The sequence below is a fragment of the Streptomyces sp. NEAU-sy36 genome (assembly GCF_013423905.1).
In the GTDB taxonomy this organism is placed as follows: Bacteria; Actinomycetota; Actinomycetes; order Streptomycetales; family Streptomycetaceae; genus Streptomyces; species Streptomyces misionensis.
The window spans coordinates 1,442,274-1,460,104 of sequence record NZ_CP058977.1; the positions used below are offsets into that span (position 1 = coordinate 1,442,274).

Annotated in this window: 17 protein-coding genes and 1 other RNA gene; 7 read left to right on the top strand and 11 right to left on the bottom strand. The window is 74.1% G+C overall.

The features are described 5' to 3' along the window. Positions 1-58: 58 nt before the first annotated feature. On the top strand, positions 59-1,489 hold the full coding sequence (locus HZZ00_RS06515; RefSeq protein ID WP_180331313.1) for an MFS transporter: 1,431 nt from the start codon (positions 59-61) through the stop codon (positions 1,487-1,489). 7 nt (positions 1,490-1,496) lie between these two features. On the opposite strand, the gene HZZ00_RS06520 is transcribed toward HZZ00_RS06515, so the two are convergent. The 5 genes from HZZ00_RS06520 to HZZ00_RS06540 form a co-directional block, all read right to left on the bottom strand. After that, a complete protein-coding gene (locus tag HZZ00_RS06520) occupies positions 1,497-2,114 on the bottom strand; it encodes a response regulator transcription factor (protein ID WP_180331314.1) in 618 nt (205 codons plus the stop codon). Positions 2,115-2,376: 262 nt separating this feature from the next. Continuing rightward, the gene (locus HZZ00_RS06525) at positions 2,377-2,778 is read right to left on the bottom strand and encodes a GNAT family N-acetyltransferase (RefSeq protein ID WP_180331315.1); all 402 of its coding nucleotides are present in this window, start codon (positions 2,776-2,778) and stop codon (positions 2,377-2,379) included. A gap of 11 nt (positions 2,779-2,789) precedes the next feature. Further along, entirely contained in the window at positions 2,790-4,031 is a 1,242-nt protein-coding gene (locus HZZ00_RS06530) for a sensor histidine kinase (RefSeq protein WP_180331316.1), read from the bottom strand. A gap of 17 nt (positions 4,032-4,048) precedes the next feature. Beyond that, entirely contained in the window at positions 4,049-4,765 is a 717-nt protein-coding gene (locus HZZ00_RS06535) for an ABC transporter permease (RefSeq protein WP_180331317.1), read from the bottom strand. Next, positions 4,765-5,730, bottom strand: coding sequence for an ABC transporter ATP-binding protein (locus HZZ00_RS06540; protein WP_180331318.1), 966 nt, complete (start codon positions 5,728-5,730; stop codon positions 4,765-4,767). Before HZZ00_RS06540 ends, HZZ00_RS06535 begins: the two co-directional genes overlap by 1 nt. 236 nt (positions 5,731-5,966) lie before the next feature. Between HZZ00_RS06540 and HZZ00_RS06545 the strand changes: the two genes are divergently transcribed. Continuing rightward, complete coding sequence (locus HZZ00_RS06545; RefSeq protein ID WP_180331319.1) at positions 5,967-6,827, top strand: MaoC/PaaZ C-terminal domain-containing protein; 861 nt, start codon at positions 5,967-5,969, stop codon at positions 6,825-6,827. A 76-nt stretch (positions 6,828-6,903) separates the two neighbouring features. On the opposite strand, the gene HZZ00_RS06550 is transcribed toward HZZ00_RS06545, so the two are convergent. After that, the gene (locus HZZ00_RS06550) at positions 6,904-7,059 is read right to left on the bottom strand and encodes a hypothetical protein (RefSeq protein WP_180331320.1); all 156 of its coding nucleotides are present in this window, start codon (positions 7,057-7,059) and stop codon (positions 6,904-6,906) included. A 96-nt stretch (positions 7,060-7,155) separates the two neighbouring features. Beyond that, on the bottom strand, positions 7,156-8,430 hold the full coding sequence (locus HZZ00_RS06555; RefSeq protein ID WP_180331321.1) for a hypothetical protein: 1,275 nt from the start codon (positions 8,428-8,430) through the stop codon (positions 7,156-7,158). A gap of 186 nt (positions 8,431-8,616) precedes the next feature. Between HZZ00_RS06555 and HZZ00_RS06560 the strand changes: the two genes are divergently transcribed. From HZZ00_RS06560 to HZZ00_RS06570, 3 genes are read left to right on the top strand one after another with little or no spacing between them, the layout of a single operon-like run. Beyond that, the gene (locus HZZ00_RS06560; RefSeq protein WP_070027567.1) at positions 8,617-9,456 is read left to right on the top strand and encodes a Nif3-like dinuclear metal center hexameric protein; all 840 of its coding nucleotides are present in this window, start codon (positions 8,617-8,619) and stop codon (positions 9,454-9,456) included. A 13-nt stretch (positions 9,457-9,469) separates the two neighbouring features. Then, positions 9,470-10,213, top strand: a complete 744-nt coding sequence (locus HZZ00_RS06565; protein WP_180333408.1) for a zinc ribbon domain-containing protein — start codon at positions 9,470-9,472, stop codon at positions 10,211-10,213. A 12-nt stretch (positions 10,214-10,225) separates the two neighbouring features. Then, positions 10,226-11,497 carry a bifunctional RNase H/acid phosphatase gene (locus HZZ00_RS06570; RefSeq protein ID WP_180331322.1) on the top strand — a complete coding sequence of 424 codons (1,272 nt, stop codon included), beginning with the start codon at positions 10,226-10,228 and terminating at the stop codon, positions 11,495-11,497. On the opposite strand, the gene eda is transcribed toward HZZ00_RS06570, so the two are convergent. Continuing rightward, positions 11,472-12,104, bottom strand: a complete 633-nt coding sequence (gene eda, locus HZZ00_RS06575; protein WP_180331323.1) for a bifunctional 4-hydroxy-2-oxoglutarate aldolase/2-dehydro-3-deoxy-phosphogluconate aldolase — start codon at positions 12,102-12,104, stop codon at positions 11,472-11,474. The two genes, HZZ00_RS06570 and eda, sit on opposite strands and share 26 nt — an antisense overlap. Before the next feature lie 79 nt (positions 12,105-12,183). Beyond that, a complete protein-coding gene (gene yaaA, locus HZZ00_RS06580) occupies positions 12,184-12,966 on the bottom strand; it encodes a peroxide stress protein YaaA (RefSeq protein ID WP_180333409.1) in 783 nt (260 codons plus the stop codon). Between the two features lie 259 nt (positions 12,967-13,225). On the opposite strand from yaaA, the gene HZZ00_RS06585 reads away from it, so the two are divergent. Then, positions 13,226-14,659, top strand: coding sequence for an RNB domain-containing ribonuclease (locus HZZ00_RS06585; protein ID WP_180331324.1), 1,434 nt, complete (start codon positions 13,226-13,228; stop codon positions 14,657-14,659). Here HZZ00_RS06585 and HZZ00_RS06590 read toward each other — a convergent pair. Continuing rightward, complete coding sequence (locus tag HZZ00_RS06590; RefSeq protein ID WP_180331325.1) at positions 14,646-15,212, bottom strand: hypothetical protein; 567 nt, start codon at positions 15,210-15,212, stop codon at positions 14,646-14,648. The genes HZZ00_RS06585 and HZZ00_RS06590 overlap by 14 nt on opposite strands. Before the next feature lie 184 nt (positions 15,213-15,396). On the opposite strand from HZZ00_RS06590, the gene rnpB reads away from it, so the two are divergent. Next, positions 15,397-15,798: RNase P RNA component class A (gene rnpB / locus HZZ00_RS06595), an RNA gene on the top strand. Positions 15,799-15,914: 116 nt separating this feature from the next. On the opposite strand, the gene HZZ00_RS06600 is transcribed toward rnpB, so the two are convergent. Then, positions 15,915-17,804 carry a DUF2075 domain-containing protein gene (locus HZZ00_RS06600; protein WP_180331326.1) on the bottom strand — a complete coding sequence of 630 codons (1,890 nt, stop codon included), beginning with the start codon at positions 17,802-17,804 and terminating at the stop codon, positions 15,915-15,917. Positions 17,805-17,831: the final 27 nt, after the last annotated feature.

Below are 17,831 nucleotides of genomic sequence, written 5' to 3' on the forward strand. Positions count from 1 at the left end.
GCGGAGTAGGTCCCGTGGTCCGAAATGCCGATGCAAGGACCGCAAGCGGCCTGAGACCATGACACCCATGCTGGAGACCGCCGACACCCCACCCCTCATATCCCGCCGTACGACATCCCCCACCTGGCTGGTGGTGGCGCTGGCCTGCGCCGGACAGTTCCTGGTGGTGCTGGACGTCTCCGTGGTGAACGTCGCCCTGCCGTCGATGCGCGCGGACCTCGGCCTCAGCCCGTCCGGACTGCAATGGGTGGTGAACGCGTACGCGATCGCCTTCGCCGGTTTCATGCTGCTCGGCGGCCGGGCCGGCGACCTCTACGGCCGCAAGCGGATGTTCCTCGTCGGCCTCGGCCTGTTCACCCTCGCCTCGCTGGGCGGCGGCCTCGCCCAGGAGGGCTGGCAGCTGCTGCTCGCCCGCGCCGCGCAGGGCCTCGGCGCGGCGGTCCTCGCGCCCTCCACGCTCACCCTGCTGACGGCCGCGGTGCCGGAGGGCGCCGCCCGGGCACGGGCCATCGCGACCTGGGCCGCGGTCGGAGCGGGCGGCGGCGCCGCGGGCGGACTCGTCGGCGGGGTGCTGGTGGACGCGCTGTCTTGGCGCTGGGTGCTGCTGATCAACGTGCCGGTGGGCGCGGTGGTGCTGGCCGGCTCGGCGCGCTGGCTCACCGAGAGCCGGGCCGGGGACGGACGGCGCCTGGACCTGCCGGGCGCGCTGCTGGTCACGGCGGGCCTCGGCACGCTGGCGTACGGCATCTCGCGCACCCAGGAGGCGGGCTGGACGTCCGCGGCCACCCTCGTTCCGCTGGCCGCCGGGGTGCTGCTGATCGCGCTGTTCCTGCTGACCGAGGCGCGCACCGCGGCCCCGCTGATGCCGCTCGGACTGCTGCGGCGGCGCGCGGTGGCGTCGGCGAACGCGGCGATGCTGGTGTCCGGTTCGGCGATGTTCTGCATGTGGTACTTCATGACCCTGTACGCGCAGAACGTGCTCGGCTACTCCCCGCTGGAGGCAGGCGCCGCGCTGGTGCCCAGCTCGCTCGCGGTGGTCGTCGGCTCCAAGCTGGCGCCGCGCCTGATGCGGACGGCGGGCCCCCGCGGCGTGGCGGTGCTGGGCACGCTGGTGGCGGTGGCCGGGTTCGGCTGGCAGTCGACGATGAGCGCCCACGAGCCGTACGTCACCGCCATCATGTGCCCCGGCATCCTGATGATGTTCGGCGGCGGCCTGGCGACGACACCGCTGGCCGCGCTGGCCACCTCGGGCGCGGCGAGCGGCGAGGCGGGCGTCGTCTCCGGACTGATCAACACCTCCCGGACCATGGGCGGTTCGCTGGGCCTCGCGGTGATGTCGACGGTCGCCGCGACCGGCACCGGGGCGGGCACCGACCCACAGTCCCTGACCGAGGGCTACGCCCTGGCCTTCCGCGCCTGTGCGGCCGTCCTGCTGGCCGGGGCGCTGCTGATGCTGCTGTGGCTGCCGCGCCGCCTCGCGCACACGTGACGGCGGCTCACAACCACCCCTGCTGCCGGGCCTCCCGCACCGCTTCCGCGCGGTTGCGGGTGCCGGTCTTGCCGATGGCGGACGACAGGTAGTTGCGCACGGTCGACTCGGACAACCGCAGCCGGCCGGCGATGTCCGCGACGGTCGCCCCGTCCACGGACGCGGTCAGCACCTCCCGCTCCCGGGCCGTGAGCGGATTGGGCCCGGCGCTGAGCGCCGCCGCGGCCAGTGCCGGATCCACCACGGTCTCCCCGGCGAGCACCCGCCGGATGGCCGCGGCCAGCTCCTCCACCGGCCCGTCCTTGACCAGGAACCCCGCCGCTCCGGCCTCCATGGCCCGGCGCAGGTACCCCGGCCGCCCGAACGTCGTCAGGATCAGCACCCGGCACCACGGCGCCCGCTCCCGCAGCTCCTGTGCCGCGTCCAGCCCGCTCCTGCCCGGCAGTTCGATGTCGAGCAGCGCCACATCGGGCCGCCGGTCGAGCACACAGGGGACGATCGCGTCCCCGGCGGCCACCTGGGCGACGACCTCGATGTCCTCCTCCATCCCGAGCAGCAGCGCGAGCGCGCCGCGCATCATCCCCTGGTCCTCGGCAAGCAGAACCCGAACGGGCACCTGGTCCATGCGCCCAGCGTACGGGGGCCTCGGTTCCGGTCCGCCGGGCCGGCCGGGGGAAGGCCCGCAGACCGGGCGGCAGAGCGTGCAGGGACGGCTCGGCCGCCGGCCGCGCGGCCCGCGACTGCACCAGCACCCGCCGCAGCGGCACCGGGTACGGCGGCTGCGGCGCCCCGTTCCCGCTCCACGAGCCGTCCGTCCGCGAGCGGCTCGTCCGTCGCGTCGTTGTGCGCCCAGCAGCGGAACACAGCGGGTGCCCCCGCCGAAGCGCTCACCTCGGGGAGCCCGGCGCGTGCCTCATCACGCGGTCCGGGTCCGCGACGAAGCCGAGGGGCTCGTAGAAGGGGACGACGTCGGGGGCGGCGACGAGCACCGTGGTGCGGATCTCCCGTGCGGTGGCCCAGGCCATCAGGGCGTCGACCATGCGGCGGCCCAGACCCGCGCCCTGGTGGTCCGGGTGGACGGCGACATCGACGACGACGCCGTACACGGCCCCGTCGCCGATCAGCCGCGCCATGCCCACGGCGCGGCCCGCGTGCCGGGCGACGACCCCGAAGCCGGTGGCGTCGAGGGCCCGCCGGCAGACCGCCTCGTCGGGGGACGCCCAGCCCACCGCCGTGCGGAGCGCGCGGTACTCCGCCACACTCGGCAATGCCGCCTCCACCTGGTACATGGCCGCGCATGCTACCCCGCGGCCGGTCGGCCCGTGACGGTCGTCGGCCGTGACTCCGCGGCGGCAGCCGGGAGTTCGGCGGTCACGGTGAAGCCCCCGCGTGGGGACGCGCCCGAGGTCAGGGTGCCGCCGGCCGTGGCGAGGCGTTCGGACAGCCCCTTCAGGCCGGTTCCGGTACCGGGGGCGGAGGGCCTCGCGGGGCCGTCGTCCGCGACGGTGAGGCGGGCGTGTCCGGCGGCGCCGCTCACCGTGATCTCGCAGCGGCTCGCGGCGCTGTGGCGGACGACGTTGGTGACCGCCTCCCGCACCACCCAGCCCAGCAGCGCCTCGGTCCCCGGGGCGAGCGGCGCGCCGGTCCGGCGCACCACCGGCTCCACCCCGGCCGCGGACAACGCCGAGCGCGCCCGGTCGAGTTCCGTCGTCAGACCGCCCTCGCGGTAACCGGTCACCGCCTCACGGATCTCGGTCAGCGCCTGCCGGCCCACCGACTCGATGTCCGTGATCTGGCCCAGCGCCGCGTCCAGGTCGCGGGGGGCCAGCCGGCGGGCCGCCTCCGACTTCACGACGATCACCGACAGCGTGTGGCCCAGCAGATCGTGCAGGTCGCGGGAGAAGCGCAGCCGCTCCTCCTCCACCGCGCGCCGCGCCAGTTCCTCCCGGGCGGCCCGCAACTCCCGTACCGCCTCGGAGAGTCCGAGGATCGCCGCGGTCACCATGACGGAGATGAACGTGGCGTACCCGATGGTCGACGCATCGCCCCAGCCGCCCCGGACGTAGGCGACCGCCCCGGCGTACACCGCGAGCAGCACCCCCGCACGGCCCAGCAGGGGGCCGCGCAGCGCGGCGCCCGCGGCCAGGCCGAGCAGCGGGAAGAACGACAGCCAGTCACCGCCGTACCCGAGCGCCAGCCCCGTGGTGAGGACGGCCATCAGCAGCAGGGCCAGCCGGGTGCGCGGCGCCTCGCGGCGGGCGCGGTCGAAGGAACGGAACGTCACGTAGATGTAGAGGGAGTTGAAGGCGACCAGGCCGAGGCCGCCGACCAGGGGGTTCGGCGTGGTGCCCTGGAGGAGGTTGGAGAGGGCCCCCAGTCCCAAGAGGAGCCAGGGCAGGAGGGTGAAGCCCGTCGCCGGCGGACCCGCGGGTTCCGTGTCCGCCCGCGCGCAGTCCTTGCGGGCCGCCCGGCGCGCGGCCCCGGCGGACGCGCGCCCCTCCCGCGGCCGTCTCCGCTCCGCCGCTTCCCGCCACCACGTCATCCCTCGTCCCCCCCCGATCAGATCGTGCCCGCCGTACGGCGGTACGACAGCACGGCGTACGTGCCGAACAGCAGCAGCCAGGCCGTCAGCACGATGATGGCAGCGGCCCCCGGGGCGTGGCCCCGCGCGACCGCGTCGCCCAGCTCGGCGAACCGGTTGGTGGGGGTGTACGCCGACACCGCGCGCAGCCAGCCGGGGAACAGCGCGACCGGGAACCACAGGCCGCCCAGCACCGCGAGCCCCAGATTGCACACCATGTTGGCCACCCCGGTCGCGGGCCCGGTCAGCCGGTAGCCGTTGCCGAGACCCAGCAGCGTGAACGGGATCGAACCCGCCCACAGCAGCAGCGCGATCAGCACCCACTGCCAGAGCGCCAGCCGCACCCCATTGACCAGACCGCCCGCCGCGAGGACGGCCACGATCGCGGGCAGCACCGTCACCACACCGGTCAGCGCGCGCCCGCACACCACCTCGCGCGGGGTCATCGGCGTCACCCGCAGCTGGCGCAGCCAGCCCACCGCGCGGTCCTCGGCGACCGCGCCGCCCGTGTTCAGCGCGGAGCCGACGGCGCCGTACGCCGCCATGCCGACCATCGCGGCGGTGCGCCAGGCCCGGTCGGCGGCGCCGACGTTGGTGAACAGCAGGTACATCATGACCGGCATCCCGATGCCGCCGATGACGAAGCCGAGGTCGCGCAGGGTGCGGCGGATCTCCAGACGGACGTAGGCGAGCATCACGAAGCCTTCGCGGTGGGGGAGTGGTCGAGGGGTGCGGACGTGCCGTGCCCGGCGGTGCGGTCGTCGCGGGCCGGCGAGGTGAGCGCCAGGAACGCGTCGTCCAGCGACGCGGGCGCGACCTCCAGCCCCCGTATCGCCCCCAGTTCCGCGAGCGCGACCACCGTCGCGTCGGAGTCGTCGGTGCGCAGCCGGGCCCGGTCGCCGTGCACCTCCAGGGAGCGGACGCCGGGCAGCAGGGCGAGCCCGTCCGGGTCGCGGCCCGCGAGGGACACCGTGACCAGGCCCCCGCCCGCCGCGCGCCGCAGCTCCTCGCCCGTGCCGTCGGCGACGATCCGGCCCCGGTCCATGACCACGATCCGGTCGGCGAAGTCGTCCGCCTCCTCCAGGTAGTGGGTGGAGAAGACGACGGTGTGGCCGCGCCGGGCGTAGCCGCGCATCGCCTCCCAGAACACGTGCCGCGCCTCCACGTCCAGCGCCGCCGTCGGCTCGTCCAGCACCAGCAGCGACGGATCGCCGGCCAGCGCCACCGCGAACCGCACCCGCTGCACCTGCCCGCCCGACAGCCGGTCCACCCGGCGCCCGGCCAGCGCGGCGATCCCGGCCAGCTCCAGCGCCCGGGGCACCGGCATCGGCGCCGGATAGCGGGAGGCCACGAAGCCGACCAGCTCCCCCACGGTGACCCGGGGCACCGGCCGGGCGTCCTGGAGCATCGCGCCCACCCGTCCGGCCCGCACCGCCCGCTCCGGCTCGGTGCCGAACAGCTCCACCCGGCCGGCGTCCGGCGGGTACAGCCCCAGCAGCAGGCCGATCGTGGTCGACTTGCCGGCCCCGTTGCGGCCCAGCAGGGCCACGGTCTCGCCGCGCCCGATCCGCAGGTCCACCCCGTCCACGGCGCGCACGGACCCGTATGCCCGGACCGCCCCCGTGAAGGACACGGCGGTGTCCTCGTCCTTCTCCGTCATGGCTATGACGGTACGAGCAGGACCCGGCCGCCCGGCAGATGCGGATGTACGGACCCGGGCAGTACGAATGTCACGGCCCGGCGCGACTGGCGCACCGTCAGCGGCCTTCTCGGGTACGGAGGGCTCGGCTATACAGGGGGCGCCGGACCGGAACGCGTTCCCCGTCCCGTGGACGACCCCGGTGCGGCCGACGGTGCGGACGGCCGTGCCGACGTCCCGACACCCCCAGGAGCCCCATGCCCATCGACGCGGCCAAGGCCCTCGCCGCCGAACCCCGCTCCGAACCGATCACCTGGACCGCCAAGGACGTGCTGCTCTACCACCTGGGCATCGGCGCCGGCACCCCCGCCACCGACCCGGACGAGCTGCGCTACACCCTGGAGTCCCGGCTGCACGTGCTGCCGAGCTTCGCCACCGTGGCGGGCGCCGGGGCGCCCGGGGTGATCGGCGGGCTGTCCATGCCGGGCGTCAACGTCGACCTGGCCAAGGTCCTGCACGGCGGGCAGACCCTGCGCCTGCACCGGCCCGTCCCGGTGGCCGGCACCGCCACCGCCACCTCCCGCATCGTCGCCGTGTACGACAAGGGCAAGGCCGCCGTCCTCGTCCTGCGCACCGAAGTGACCGACGAGCAGGGGCCGTTGTGGACGAGCGACGCCCGGATCTTCGTGCGCGGGGAGGGCGGCTGGGGCGGCGAGCGGGGCCCCTCGGCCCGCACCCGGGAGCCGGCCGGACCGCCGGACCGGGTGGTCGAGCGACCCGTCCGCCCGGACCAGGCCCTGCTCTACCGCCTGTCCGGCGACTGCAACCCGCTGCACGCCGACCCCGAGTTCGCACGGCTCGCCGGGTTCGACCGGCCCATCCTGCACGGTCTGTGCACCTACGGCATGACGCTCAAGGCCGTGGTCGACACGCTGCTCGACGGCGACGTGGGGCGGGTGCGGTCGTACGCCGCCCGGTTCGCCGGCGTGGTCTTCCCCGGCGAGACGCTGCGCATCCGCATGTGGCGCGAGGAGGCGGGCCGGGTGCGGGTCGCGGTGGGCGTCGCCGGGCGGGGCGACGCGCCCGTGCTCGCCGACACCGTCGTGGAGCACTCCTGACGCCGGACCGACGAGGGGAGCGACGGAAAGAGGGGGCACCGGCCGGTGCCCCCTCTTCCCTTCCCGCTGTCCGGCCTCAGGCGGCCGCCTCGGTGGTCGCCTCGGCGGTCCTGCGGTGCCGGCCGTGGGGAGCCGTGTCGCTCTCCCTGGCCGCGACCTCACCGCGATGCCGGCCGTGGCCGGCGTTCTCAGAGTCGGCAGACAGCTGCTTGGTCGTGCTGGTGTCGCTCATCGGACGTATTCACCCCGTCAACATCATCTTTCGTACAGCCGGGCGAGTTTAACCGGCCCACCGCCGGGCGAATCCAGGCGTACACGCCAACCGGCACTAGTTCGTTACAAGACGTTCCAGAGGCGCTTGCTGCAACGGCACCGGGCGGGGTGAAGCGGGCTCCCCGGAAGCCGCCACCGGTTCCGAAGAGCCCGGTTCCGCCGCCCGCCGGGACACCGCGCCGGGCGTTCGGGCGACCGCGTCGTCCGGGTCCGGGCCGGTCCGCCCCGGGCCCGCCGGCTGGCCCGCCTCCCCCGGCCGCTCGGCCGCCGCGCCCGCCGCGCCCGCCGGTCGTTCCGCGCGCGGCTCGCGCTCGGGCATCCGCAGCTCCGCCACCCCGCACGGCGTCTCCCGGGTGGCGTACGGCAGCCGCAGCACCCCGTCCGGGGTCCACAGCCCGGCCCCGGTCAGCCACCCCTTGGGCGCGGGCAGGTGCCGCACCCGGCGCTCGGCCGGCCGCCACAGGCCCACCCAGGTGCCCACCGGGCCGTCGATGCGCAGCGCCACCGCACAGCCCTCCGGCTCCAGCACCTGCCCCGGCTGGATCGCGAACGGCACCGCCGTACACTCCGGCAACCGCAGCGACGTGGGGAAACGCACCGGCAGGGTGGAGCCGAGGATGCCCCAGCCCAATCGTTCCTGCCCCGGCGAGGGGGCGTCCGAGGAGATCAGCAGCAGCCCGCTGTCGAGGTCGGCCAGCAGCAGCCGGTCGTCGCTGTCCGGCGCGATCTGGAGCAGCGGCGAGACCTCGCCCCGCTCCAGGTCCACCACGACCGTCTTGGTGCGGCCCTCCAGCTCCCGGTCCAGCGCCAGCAGCCGCCCGGCGCGGTCCAGCCAGACCCCGCCCGAGCAGCGACCCGGCACCTCGGCGAGCCGCGCCGGACCGGACGACCCGCCCGCCACCTGCCACACCGCGCTGGAGCGCGCGCCGACCGAGACGGCGTACGCCCGCGCCCCGCCCGGCGCCGGGGGCAGCAGGGTGAGCCGGGTGCCGGGCACCGCGCACTCCATCGCGCCCAGCGGCAGCTCCCCGGTGCCGGGCCCGGTCGGGTACAGCAGCGCGAAGAGGTGCCGCCGCGCCGCCCGCCGGTGGATCAGGACCCGGCCGTCGCCCAGCGGCTGCAACTCGGTGCCGGGCTCCTCCGGCTGGTTCCCGGGCAGCGGCACCGCGTACGGCTCCGGGCCGTCCAGCGTCCAGCGCTCCGGGAACCAGGAGTCACCGCTGCGCGCGAGCCGGGCGGCGTACGCACCGTCCGCCGTGAGCACGCAACCGCGACCCGGCGAGCGGTCGTCCTCGCCGACGGACCGGGATTCGATGGCACAGACCGTCATTCTTCGGTCACCTCCGGCGACGAAGCTAGTTTTCCGCGCACGGTCGTGCGGGGGGCCGCCCGCCGCTTCACACATACGGGTGGCGCAAAAGCGATTCCTCCGAGGAAGCGGCGGCGTCTGTGCTGCGCGGGGCCGGGACCGGCGGATGCGGTTCAGCCCCGCCGAACAGCCAGGTAGCCTTTTCCCGTGCCCCGTCTGTCTGAAGTCATCGCCGCGCTGGAGAACCTGTGGCCCGCCGAGCGGGCCGAGTCCTGGGACGCGGTCGGCACGGTCGTGGGCGACCCCGACCAGGAGGTCACCCGGGTCCTGTTCGCCGTCGACCCCGTGCGGGAGATCGTCGACGAGGCGGTACGGCTCGGCGCCGACCTGCTCGTCACCCACCACCCGCTCTATCTGCGGGGCACGACCACGGTCGCGGCCTCGCACTTCAAGGGTCGGGTCGTCCACACGCTGATCAAGAACGACATCGCGCTGCACGTCGCCCACACCAACGCCGACACCGCCGACCCGGGCGTCTCCGACGCCCTCGCGGGCGCGCTCGACCTGCGGGTCGTGCGCCCCCTGGTCCCGGACCCCACCGATCCGAACGGCCGTCGGGGCCTCGGCCGGGTGTGCGCCCTCGACCACCCGCTCACCCTGCGGGAGCTGGCCGCACGCGCCGCCGAGCGGCTGCCCGCCACCGCGCAGGGCATCCGGGTGGCCGGCGACCCCGACGCCGTCATCCGCACCGTCGCCGTCAGCGGCGGCTCGGGCGACAGCCTCTTCGACCAGGTCAGGGCGGCCGAAGTGGACGCCTTCCTCACCGCCGACCTGCGCCACCACCCGGCCTCCGAGGCCGTCGCGCACAGTCCGCTCGCGCTGCTCGACGCCGCGCACTGGGCCACCGAGTGGCCCTGGTGCGAACTGGCCGCGAGCCAGCTCGACGAGATCTCCGACCGCCACGGCTGGGACCTCCGCGTCCACGTCTCCAAGACGGTCACCGACCCCTGGACCGCCCACGCGGCGTCCTCCGTCACCACTAGCTAATGGGAGCCCCCAACTGAACGCCGCGCCCGCAGACCAGATCCGACTCCTCGACGTCCAGGCCCTCGACGTCCGCCTGCAGCAGCTCGCGCACAAGCGGAGGTCCCTGCCCGAGCACGCCGAGATCGAGTCGCTGACCAAGGACCTCACCCAGCTGCGCGACCTGCTCGTGGCCGCGCAGACCGAGGAGAGCGACTGCGCCCGCGAGCAGACCAAGGCCGAGCAGGACGTCGACCAGGTGCGCCAGCGCGCCACCCGCGACCAGCAGCGCCTCGACTCCGGCGCCGTCACCTCGCCCAAGGACCTCGCCAACCTCCAGCACGAGATCGCCTCGCTCGCCAAGCGGCAGGGCGACCTGGAGGACGTGGTCCTGGAGGTCATGGAGCGCCGCGAGTCCGCGCAGGAGCGGGTGAACGAGCTGACCGAGCGGGTCGCCTCCGTCCAGTCGAAGATCGACGACGCGAGCGGGCGCCGGGACGCCGCGTTCGAGGAGATCGACCGCGAGGCCGCGGCGGTGACCAAGGAGCGCGAGGTCGTGGCGGCCTCCGTCCCCGCGGACCTGCTGGCTCTGTACGACAAGCTGCGCGCGCAGCAGGGCGGCATCGGCGCGGCGAAGCTGTACGCGCGCACCTGCCAGGGCTGCCGCCAGGAGCTGGCCATCACCGAGCTGAACGAGGTCCGGGCGGCCGCCCCCGACACGGTGGTGCGCTGCGAGAACTGCCGCCGGATCCTGGTGCGCACGGCCGAGTCGGGTCTGTAAGGGGCGCACGGCGTGCGGGAGTTCATCGTCGAGGCGGACGGCGGTTCACGGGGCAACCCGGGGCCCGCGGGCTACGGCGCGGTGGTCCGCGACGCGGCGACGGGCCGGACGCTGTTGGAGGCGGCCGAGTACCTCGGCCTCGCCACCAACAACGTCGCCGAGTACCGGGGCCTGCTGGCCGGCCTGCGCGCCGCCCACACCCTGGACCCCACCGCGCGGGTGCACGTGCGGATGGACTCCAAGCTGGTCGTCGAGCAGATGACGGGCCGCTGGAAGATCAAGCACCCGGCGATGAAGCCACTGGCGACGCAGGCGCGCGGGGTGTTCCCGGCGGACCAGGTCACCTACGAGTGGATCCCGCGCGCCGAGAACAAGCACGCCGACCGCCTGGCCAACGAGGCGATGGACGCGGGCGCGCGCGGCGAGCAGTGGTCGGCGACGACGTCGACGGCGGAGCTGGACGCGGCTGACGTGGATGTACGCGCGGTGGAAAGAGGGGCGGCCGACGTGGCTGCGCATGCGGGTGCGGGTGCCGGTGCCGGTGCGGCGGGTGGGGCCGAGGTGTCGGGAGCCGTGCGTCCGGCGGAGCCGGCCGGGACCGCGGCGCAGGCCCGCACCCCCGGCGCCACCGCCCGCGGCTGGTCCGCCGCCCCCGACCTCGGCGCCCCCGCCACCCTCGTCCTGCTCCGGCACGGCGAGACCCCCCTCACCCCGCAGAAGCGCTTCTCCGGCAGCGGCGGCACCAACCCGCCCCTCTCGGACACCGGCCGGGAGCAGGCCCACCGGGCGGCCGAGGCGCTGGCCGCGCGCGGCACCATCGAGACCGTCCTCGCCTCTCCGCTCGCCCGCACCCGGGAGACCGCCGAGATCGTCGCCGCCCGGCTGAACCTGGACGTCCACATCGAGGACGGCCTGCGGGAAACGGACTTCGGTGCCTGGGAGGGCCTGACCTTCGGCGAGGTCCGCGACCGCTACCCGGACGACCTGAACGCCTGGCTCGCCGACACGGAGGCGCGCCCCACCGGCGGCGGCGAGAGCTTCGCCGAGACCGCCGCCCGTATCGAGGCCACCCGCGACCGGCTGGTCACCGCGCACGCGGGCCACACCGTCCTGCTGGTCACTCACGTCACCCCGATCAAGACCTTCGTCCGCCTCGCCCTCGGCGCCCCGCCCGAGTCCCTGTTCCGCATGGAGCTGTCGGCGGCCTCCCTGTCCGCGGTGGCGTACTACGCGGACGGCAACGCGAGCGTCCGCCTCTTCAACGACACGTCCCACCTGCGCTGAGCCCGGCCGCGCCGCGCGCCAGCGCCTCGATCCGGGCCCAGTCCCGCTCGGCCACCGCATCCGCCGGGACCATCCAACTCCCGCCCACACAGCCGACGTTGGGCAGCGCCAGATACTCCGGCGCGGTCGCCGGGCCGATCCCGCCCGTCGGGCAGAACCGGGCCTGCGGCAGCGGCCCCGCGAGCGACCTCAGATACTCCGTGCCGCCCGCCGCCCGCGCCGGGAAGAATTTCATGTCCCGCACCCCGCGCTCCAGCAGCGCGACCACCTCCGAGGCGGTCGACACCCCGGGCAGGAACGGCACCCCGGATCCCCGCATGGCGTCCAGCAGCGCCTGCGTCCACCCCGGACTCACCAGGAACCGCGCCCCGGCCGCGACACACGCGTCCACCTGCTCCGGTGTGATCACCGTGCCCGCGCCGACCACCGCCTGCGGCACCTCGTCGGCGATCGCCCGGATCGCGTCCAGCGCGGCGGGGGTACGCAGCGTCACCTCGATCGCGGGCAGCCCCCCGGCCACCAGGGCCCGGGCCAGCGGTACGGCGACGGAGGCGTCCGGCAGCACCACCACGGGCACGACCGGCGAGAGGTCCAGCACGGAGATCATGCCCTCATCGTGCCGAGCCGCTGCACCACCCGCAATCACCGTTGCGCATCGTGCAACGCCATCTCGGTCATGGCCGCCCCTAGTGGACCTCCTCCACCAGCACGTCCAGCGCCCACGCCTTCCCCGCCCGCTCCGGCGCCTGCGCCTCCACCGCGTACCCCAGCTCCCGCAGCGCCGTCACCAGCTCGGCGGGGTCCGCCGGCGTCACCCCGGACGACAGCAGCGCCCGCACGATCCGCCCCTTCGTCGCCTTGTTGAAGTGGCTGACCACCTTCCGCGTCGGCGCGTGCAGCACTCGTACCGTCGCCGTCCGCTCCGCGACCTCGCCCTTCGGCTTCCAGGCCGCCGCGTACGCCGCCGAGCGCAGGTCCAGCACCAGTCCGTCCCCGGCCGCCGCCGGCAGCACCTCGGCCATCGGCGCCCGCCAGTGCCCGGCCAGCGCCCCGAGCCCGGGCAGCTTGATCCCCATCGAGCAGCGGTAGGAGGGGATACGGTCGGTCACCCGCACCGCGCCCCACAGCCCGGAGAACACCAGCAGCGAGCGCGCCGCCCGCCGCTTCGCCGCCGCGTCCAGGGAAGCCAGGCCGAGGGCGTCGTACAGGACACCGGTGTAGATCTCCCCGGCGGGACGGGCGCCGGCCGTGCGCAGGGCCGCGTTCTTGGCGACCTCGCCGCGCAGCCCCTCACTGAGCCCCAGCACCTCGCGCGCCTTCTCCTCGTCGCCCGCGCACAACGCGACCAGCTCCCCGAGCACGGCCTCCCGCGCGGCGGTCAGCCCCGGCAGGGACAGCGACTCCAACCGCAACGGGGCACCCTTGCCCGAGTCGGCCTTACCTTCCGAGGGCGGCAGCAGGACCAGCAACACGTACTCCTTCTCTTGCGCTCGCGGCCAGCGTACGGGCTCGTCGGCGGGGTACGGCCGGGGAAGGGAGCGCGGGGCTCCCCGCCCGTGCACGGACGCTGCGTGCCCCGTAAGGGATGCTCTCCACCCCGTACGGGACGCCGCGTGCTTCCGTAAGGGATGCTCCCCGCCCCCGTACGGGACGCCGCGTGCCCCGCAAGGGATGCCGGCCGCCCCCGCACGGAGTGCCGCCCGCGTCCCCCCGCCCTACGCTCGACACATGCCCCCGCGCAAGATCCGCGTGACCGGCGCCCCCGAGGCACCCCTGAGGGCCGCGCTCGCCGCCCTGCGCACCGGCATGGGCATCCCCGAGGACTTCCCGCCGGAGGCCAGGGCCGAGGCCGAGCGCGCCGCGAAGGCCCCGCCCCCGCCGTCGTACGACGCCACGGACATCCCCTTCTTCACCCTCGACCCGCCCGGCTCCCCGGACCTCGACCAGGCCGCCCACCTGTCCCGGCAGGGCACCGGCTACCGGGTGCGGTACGCCATCGCCGACGTCGCCCACTTCGTCGCACCCGGCGGCGCCCTGGACGCGGAGGCGCACCGGCGGGTGAACACCCTGTACTTCCCGGACGAGCGGGTGCCGCTGCACCCCGCCGTGCTCAGCGAGGACGCGGCCGGCCTGCTGCCCGGCCGCACCCGGCCCGCCGTGCTGTGGACGCTCGACCTGGACGAGCTGGGCCGGACCATCGCCGTCGACGTGCGCCGGGCCCTGGTCCGCAGCCGCGCCCGGCTCGACTACGCGGCCGTGCAGCGGATGATCGACACGGGCACCGCCGAGGAGCCGGTCGCCCTGCTCGCGGAGATCGGCCGGGCCCGGGAGCGGCAGGAGGCCGAGCGCGGCGGCATCTCCCTGTCCGTGCCCGAGCAGCGGATCACCGAACGGGACCACACCTACGCGCTGTCGTACCGCGCGTCACTGCCCGCCGAGGGCTGGAACGCCCAGCTCTCCCTGCTCACCGGCATGGCCGCCGCCGATCTGATGCTCGCCCTGGGCACCGGCATCCTGCGCACCCTGCCCGCCGCCCCGGACGGCGCGGTCGCCCGGCTGCGCCGTACCGCGCGGGCCCTCGGCATCGACTGGCCGCACCATGTGCCGTACGCGGCCGTGATCAGCGCCCTCGACCCGCGCGAACCCCATCACGCGGCCTTCCTTCAGGAGTGCACCACCCTGCTGCGCGGCGCCGGCTACACGGTCTTCCGCGACGGCGCCCTGCCCGCGATCACCACGCACGCGGCCGTCGCCGCCCCCTACGCCCACTGCACCGCCCCCCTGCGGCGCCTCGCCGACCGCTACGCCCTGGAACTCTGCCTGAGCGCGGTGTCCGACCGGCCCACGCCCGACTGGGTCCTCGCCGCGCTCGACGCCCTGCCCCACCGGATGGCCGACGGCGCGCAGCGCGCGGCCACGGTGGAGCACGAGGCAATCGGCATCGTGGCGGCGGCCCTGCTGAAGGACCGGGTCGGCGAGGTCTTCGACGCCTGCGTGGTGGACGTGGACGAGCGCCGTCCGGGCACCGGCACCGTCCAGCTGGCCTCCCCGGCGGTCATCGGCCGGGTCGAGGGCCCTGGCCTGCCCCTCGGCGAACCCCTGCGGGTCCGCCTGGCCCAGGCCGCCCCCGGCAGGGCGAAACCCCTGTTCACGCCCGCGTGAGGGCCTGGACGAGCGCGCCGGGATCGTCGGCGTACAGCCGCACCACGCGCACTTCCTCGCGACGGCCGAGCAACGTCACGTACGGGACCGGTTCGGCGAGTTCGAGGGTGACCGAGGTCTGGGAGCCGACGGGCAGATCGAGTTCCCCCGCCGCGTACGCGTGGGTCATCCGGGTCTCCCGCCGCACGGCCCCGATCGCGCCCAGCGGTATCCGCACGTCCGCCCGGACCCCGTACCGCACCCGCAGCGCGTCCCCGGTCAGCACGTGCGGGCGCACCACACCGGCCGCGTGCAGGCCGAGGACGAGCAGCACGGTGTAGCTGTCCAGCACCAGCATCACGTGGTGCGCGGCGGGCCAGTCGCGCAGCATCGCGGCCACGCCGACCGTCTCGATCACGCACACGAACGCCAGCCCCAGCAGGGTCGAGCCCTGCCCCCGCGCGTATCCGAACGCCCGCCCGCCGGCGGTCCCCTGACTGCGCCGCCCCACCCACAGCGCGAGGCTCCCGAAGACCCGGGCCTCGTGCAGCACCAGCCGGTGCACCGTCCTCATCCGTCCTCCCCTCCGGTCCCCATACGTAGCGCACCCCGCACGGCCTCGGCCCGAGCCGGGGGGCGATTCGGCGCGAAGCGCACGAAGAACGGCGTGATCACCGACGCCCGGCCCCGGCCCGGCCCCGGCGCACCGCCGGTCCACGGCCCCGTGCGCGGACCGGTACCATGGTCGGCACGGCAGACGAGCCGGGCGGGCGGCCGCGTGAAGTCCCCCAGGGGGCTTCCCGAGGAACGTCCGGGCTCCACAGGGCAGGGTGGTGGCTAACGGCCACCCGGGGTGACCCGCGGGACAGTGCCACAGAAAGCAGACCGCCGGGGACCTCGGTCCTCGGTAAGGGTGAAACGGTGGTGTAAGAGACCACCAGTGCCCAGGGTGACCTGGGCAGCTAGGTAAACCCCACCCGGAGCAAGGTCAAAAGGAAACACCCCGGTGTTTCTGCGCGGACGACCGAGGGCTGCCCGCCCGAGTCCGCGGGTAGACCGCACGAGGCCGGTGGCAACACCGGCCCTAGATGGATGGCCGTCGCCCCGGGCCCCGCGAGGGACCCGGGGAACAGAACCCGGCGTACAGCCCGACTCGTCTGCCAGTAACCGTTATGCCAGTGATTCGGCTGCGGTATCCAAGTGGGGTCAGAGGGCGCGGACGAGTCGCGCCTCGGCCATGCGCATTCCCGTCCTGAAGCAGTGGCGGACGCGGATGTCAGCCGGACAGGGACAGCGGTGCGGACGTGGCCGACGCGACGAGTTCCCGCAGTTTCGCGCGCGTTTCAGGGTCTGTCGAGTAGATCACCGTGCCGGTCATGCCGCGCGTCAGGAGCACCTTGTACGTGTTGCGGATCAGTCGGGCGACATCCGCGTCCGGCGTGGACTTTTTGAATGCGGGGTCCTTCGAGGCAGAGCGGTCGATGATCCAGTGGTCGCCGCGCCACACCAGGTCGGGACCGATGATGACCCCGCTCCAGTCGTACTCGAAACCCTGGGCGGTGTAGACGCAACCGACCTGCCCGAAGCCCGCCGGGTCGGTGGCCCAGAGAGCCGACGGTGGAGCCCCCAGGACCGACCGCTCGCCGTACACGTTCCAGGGGCGCGCCCAGTCCCCGATCACAACGTCTGCGGGGAGCGACTGCCCCGGAGGCACCTTTGTCGTCCACTTCCAGCAGTACCCGGCGGACATCCGGGCCCCGTAGCCCTCGGCGCGGCGTGCGTCGAGGAAATCTTCCATTTCCTGCGGAGTTTCCGCGACCAGGAGCCTCACCTTTCCGTCAGGCTCCCATGGCACGGGCCCGTCACCCTCGAGGCCCAGCAGGCGGAGCACCCAGCGCAGGTAGGCGTCGCTGCCGCCGCAACGGAACTGGCTGTCCAGGGGTACCACCGTGCACCGTAGTGCCTTCGACTCGGCAGCTGCCTTTATTTCCTCGATCGTTCCCATCTCGCCGGGACGTACGACCTGGTGTTGGTCGAGCAGGAAGACCGGAACGCGGGCGGCGTCGATCAACTCGTCGATCTGCCGCTTGCCGGTACGGTGCTGGGCCCGGGTGTAACGATTCGCCGACGTCTCACGAATGCGGTGTGCCTCGTCGCAGATCAGGACATCGAGACCATTCCGTTCGGCTGTCATGAAGCTGTTGAAGTACTTGAAGAGGTCCTGGACTTCGCGTTTGCGGGCACCCGCCACCTTGCGCATGGTTTTTGTGAAGGACTGCGACCCGGTCGCGTGCAGTGCCGACACCCCGCGTCGATACAGCTCGCCCAAGAGCGACAGGGCGATGACGCTCTTGCCCGTCCCCGGACCGCCCGTGACGATCACCACTTCCTTGTGATCGGCTTGCTTGGCCTTGCGGACGGCCGTCAGGACGGTTTCATACGCGACTCGCTGATCGTCCAGCAGCACGAACTGCTCGCGTTCGCGCACCTCCTGCGCTGCCAGGGCGATCAACTGCCTGGACGGCTTCACCTTGCCCGAGAGCAGGGCGTCTGCCGCACCCGCACCGGAGACAGGAGCCAGCTTCGAACGTAGATGGTCGATGAAGGCCCCTCGCCGCTCCGCGGTGAAGAGCATTCCTCGTTCGCTCTGCCCGGCCTCGTACAGGCCACTGATGCCGAACTCGGTCGCGTTGTGGAGGAAGGCCGCGCCCGATATCCGGTCCGGGTTGTCGGCGAGCGCTCCATTGAACGCGACGAGGTAGTCGCAGTATCCGCGTACCTGCTCGATCGGATTCAGCACGGGTCGGGCGTACGCATCAACACGGCACCGCAGCGGGTCATCGTCTTCGGGCTGTGCCTGACTCCACTGCTTGAGTTCGACAACGACGTACGACGGCTCTCCCGTCCGCGGATGCACCCCCGCGAGTACAACGTCGGCTCGTTTACTGGTCAGGGGGAGGTCGTACTCCAGCAGCATCTCCACGTCGCCGAGCCCCGCGTCACGCAGCACGTTGGTGAGAGCGGGGATACTGCGTTCCCAGGCCCGCACTTCGGAGGGGCCCGGCCGGTAACCGTGGCGATGCACGAACTGCTCGGTCATGCGCAGAAACAGCGAACCGGCCAGAATCTCGGCAGCGACCGCGGTGGCGGAGTCGCGGAACAGCAAGGATTTCCCCCCAGGCAGCACGAAGTC

Bases quoted from the DNA above. Each gene is read 5' to 3' on its own strand.
- HZZ00_RS06515 (WP_180331313.1), top strand. From the start codon at position 59: ATGACACCCATGCTGGAGACCGCCGACACCCCACCCCTCATATCCCGC.
- HZZ00_RS06520 (WP_180331314.1), bottom strand. From the start codon at position 2,114: ATGGACCAGGTGCCCGTTCGGGTTCTGCTTGCCGAGGACCAGGGGATG.
- HZZ00_RS06525 (WP_180331315.1), bottom strand. From the start codon at position 2,778: ATGTACCAGGTGGAGGCGGCATTGCCGAGTGTGGCGGAGTACCGCGCG.
- HZZ00_RS06530 (WP_180331316.1), bottom strand. From the start codon at position 4,031: ATGACGTGGTGGCGGGAAGCGGCGGAGCGGAGACGGCCGCGGGAGGGG.
- HZZ00_RS06535 (WP_180331317.1), bottom strand. From the start codon at position 4,765: ATGCTCGCCTACGTCCGTCTGGAGATCCGCCGCACCCTGCGCGACCTC.
- HZZ00_RS06540 (WP_180331318.1), bottom strand. From the start codon at position 5,730: ATGACGGAGAAGGACGAGGACACCGCCGTGTCCTTCACGGGGGCGGTC.
- HZZ00_RS06545 (WP_180331319.1), top strand. From the start codon at position 5,967: ATGCCCATCGACGCGGCCAAGGCCCTCGCCGCCGAACCCCGCTCCGAA.
- HZZ00_RS06550 (WP_180331320.1), bottom strand. From the start codon at position 7,059: ATGAGCGACACCAGCACGACCAAGCAGCTGTCTGCCGACTCTGAGAAC.
- HZZ00_RS06555 (WP_180331321.1), bottom strand. From the start codon at position 8,430: ATGACGGTCTGTGCCATCGAATCCCGGTCCGTCGGCGAGGACGACCGC.
- eda (WP_180331323.1), bottom strand. From the start codon at position 12,104: ATGATCTCCGTGCTGGACCTCTCGCCGGTCGTGCCCGTGGTGGTGCTG.
- HZZ00_RS06585 (WP_180331324.1), top strand. From the start codon at position 13,226: ATGCCCCCGCGCAAGATCCGCGTGACCGGCGCCCCCGAGGCACCCCTG.
- HZZ00_RS06590 (WP_180331325.1), bottom strand. From the start codon at position 15,212: ATGAGGACGGTGCACCGGCTGGTGCTGCACGAGGCCCGGGTCTTCGGG.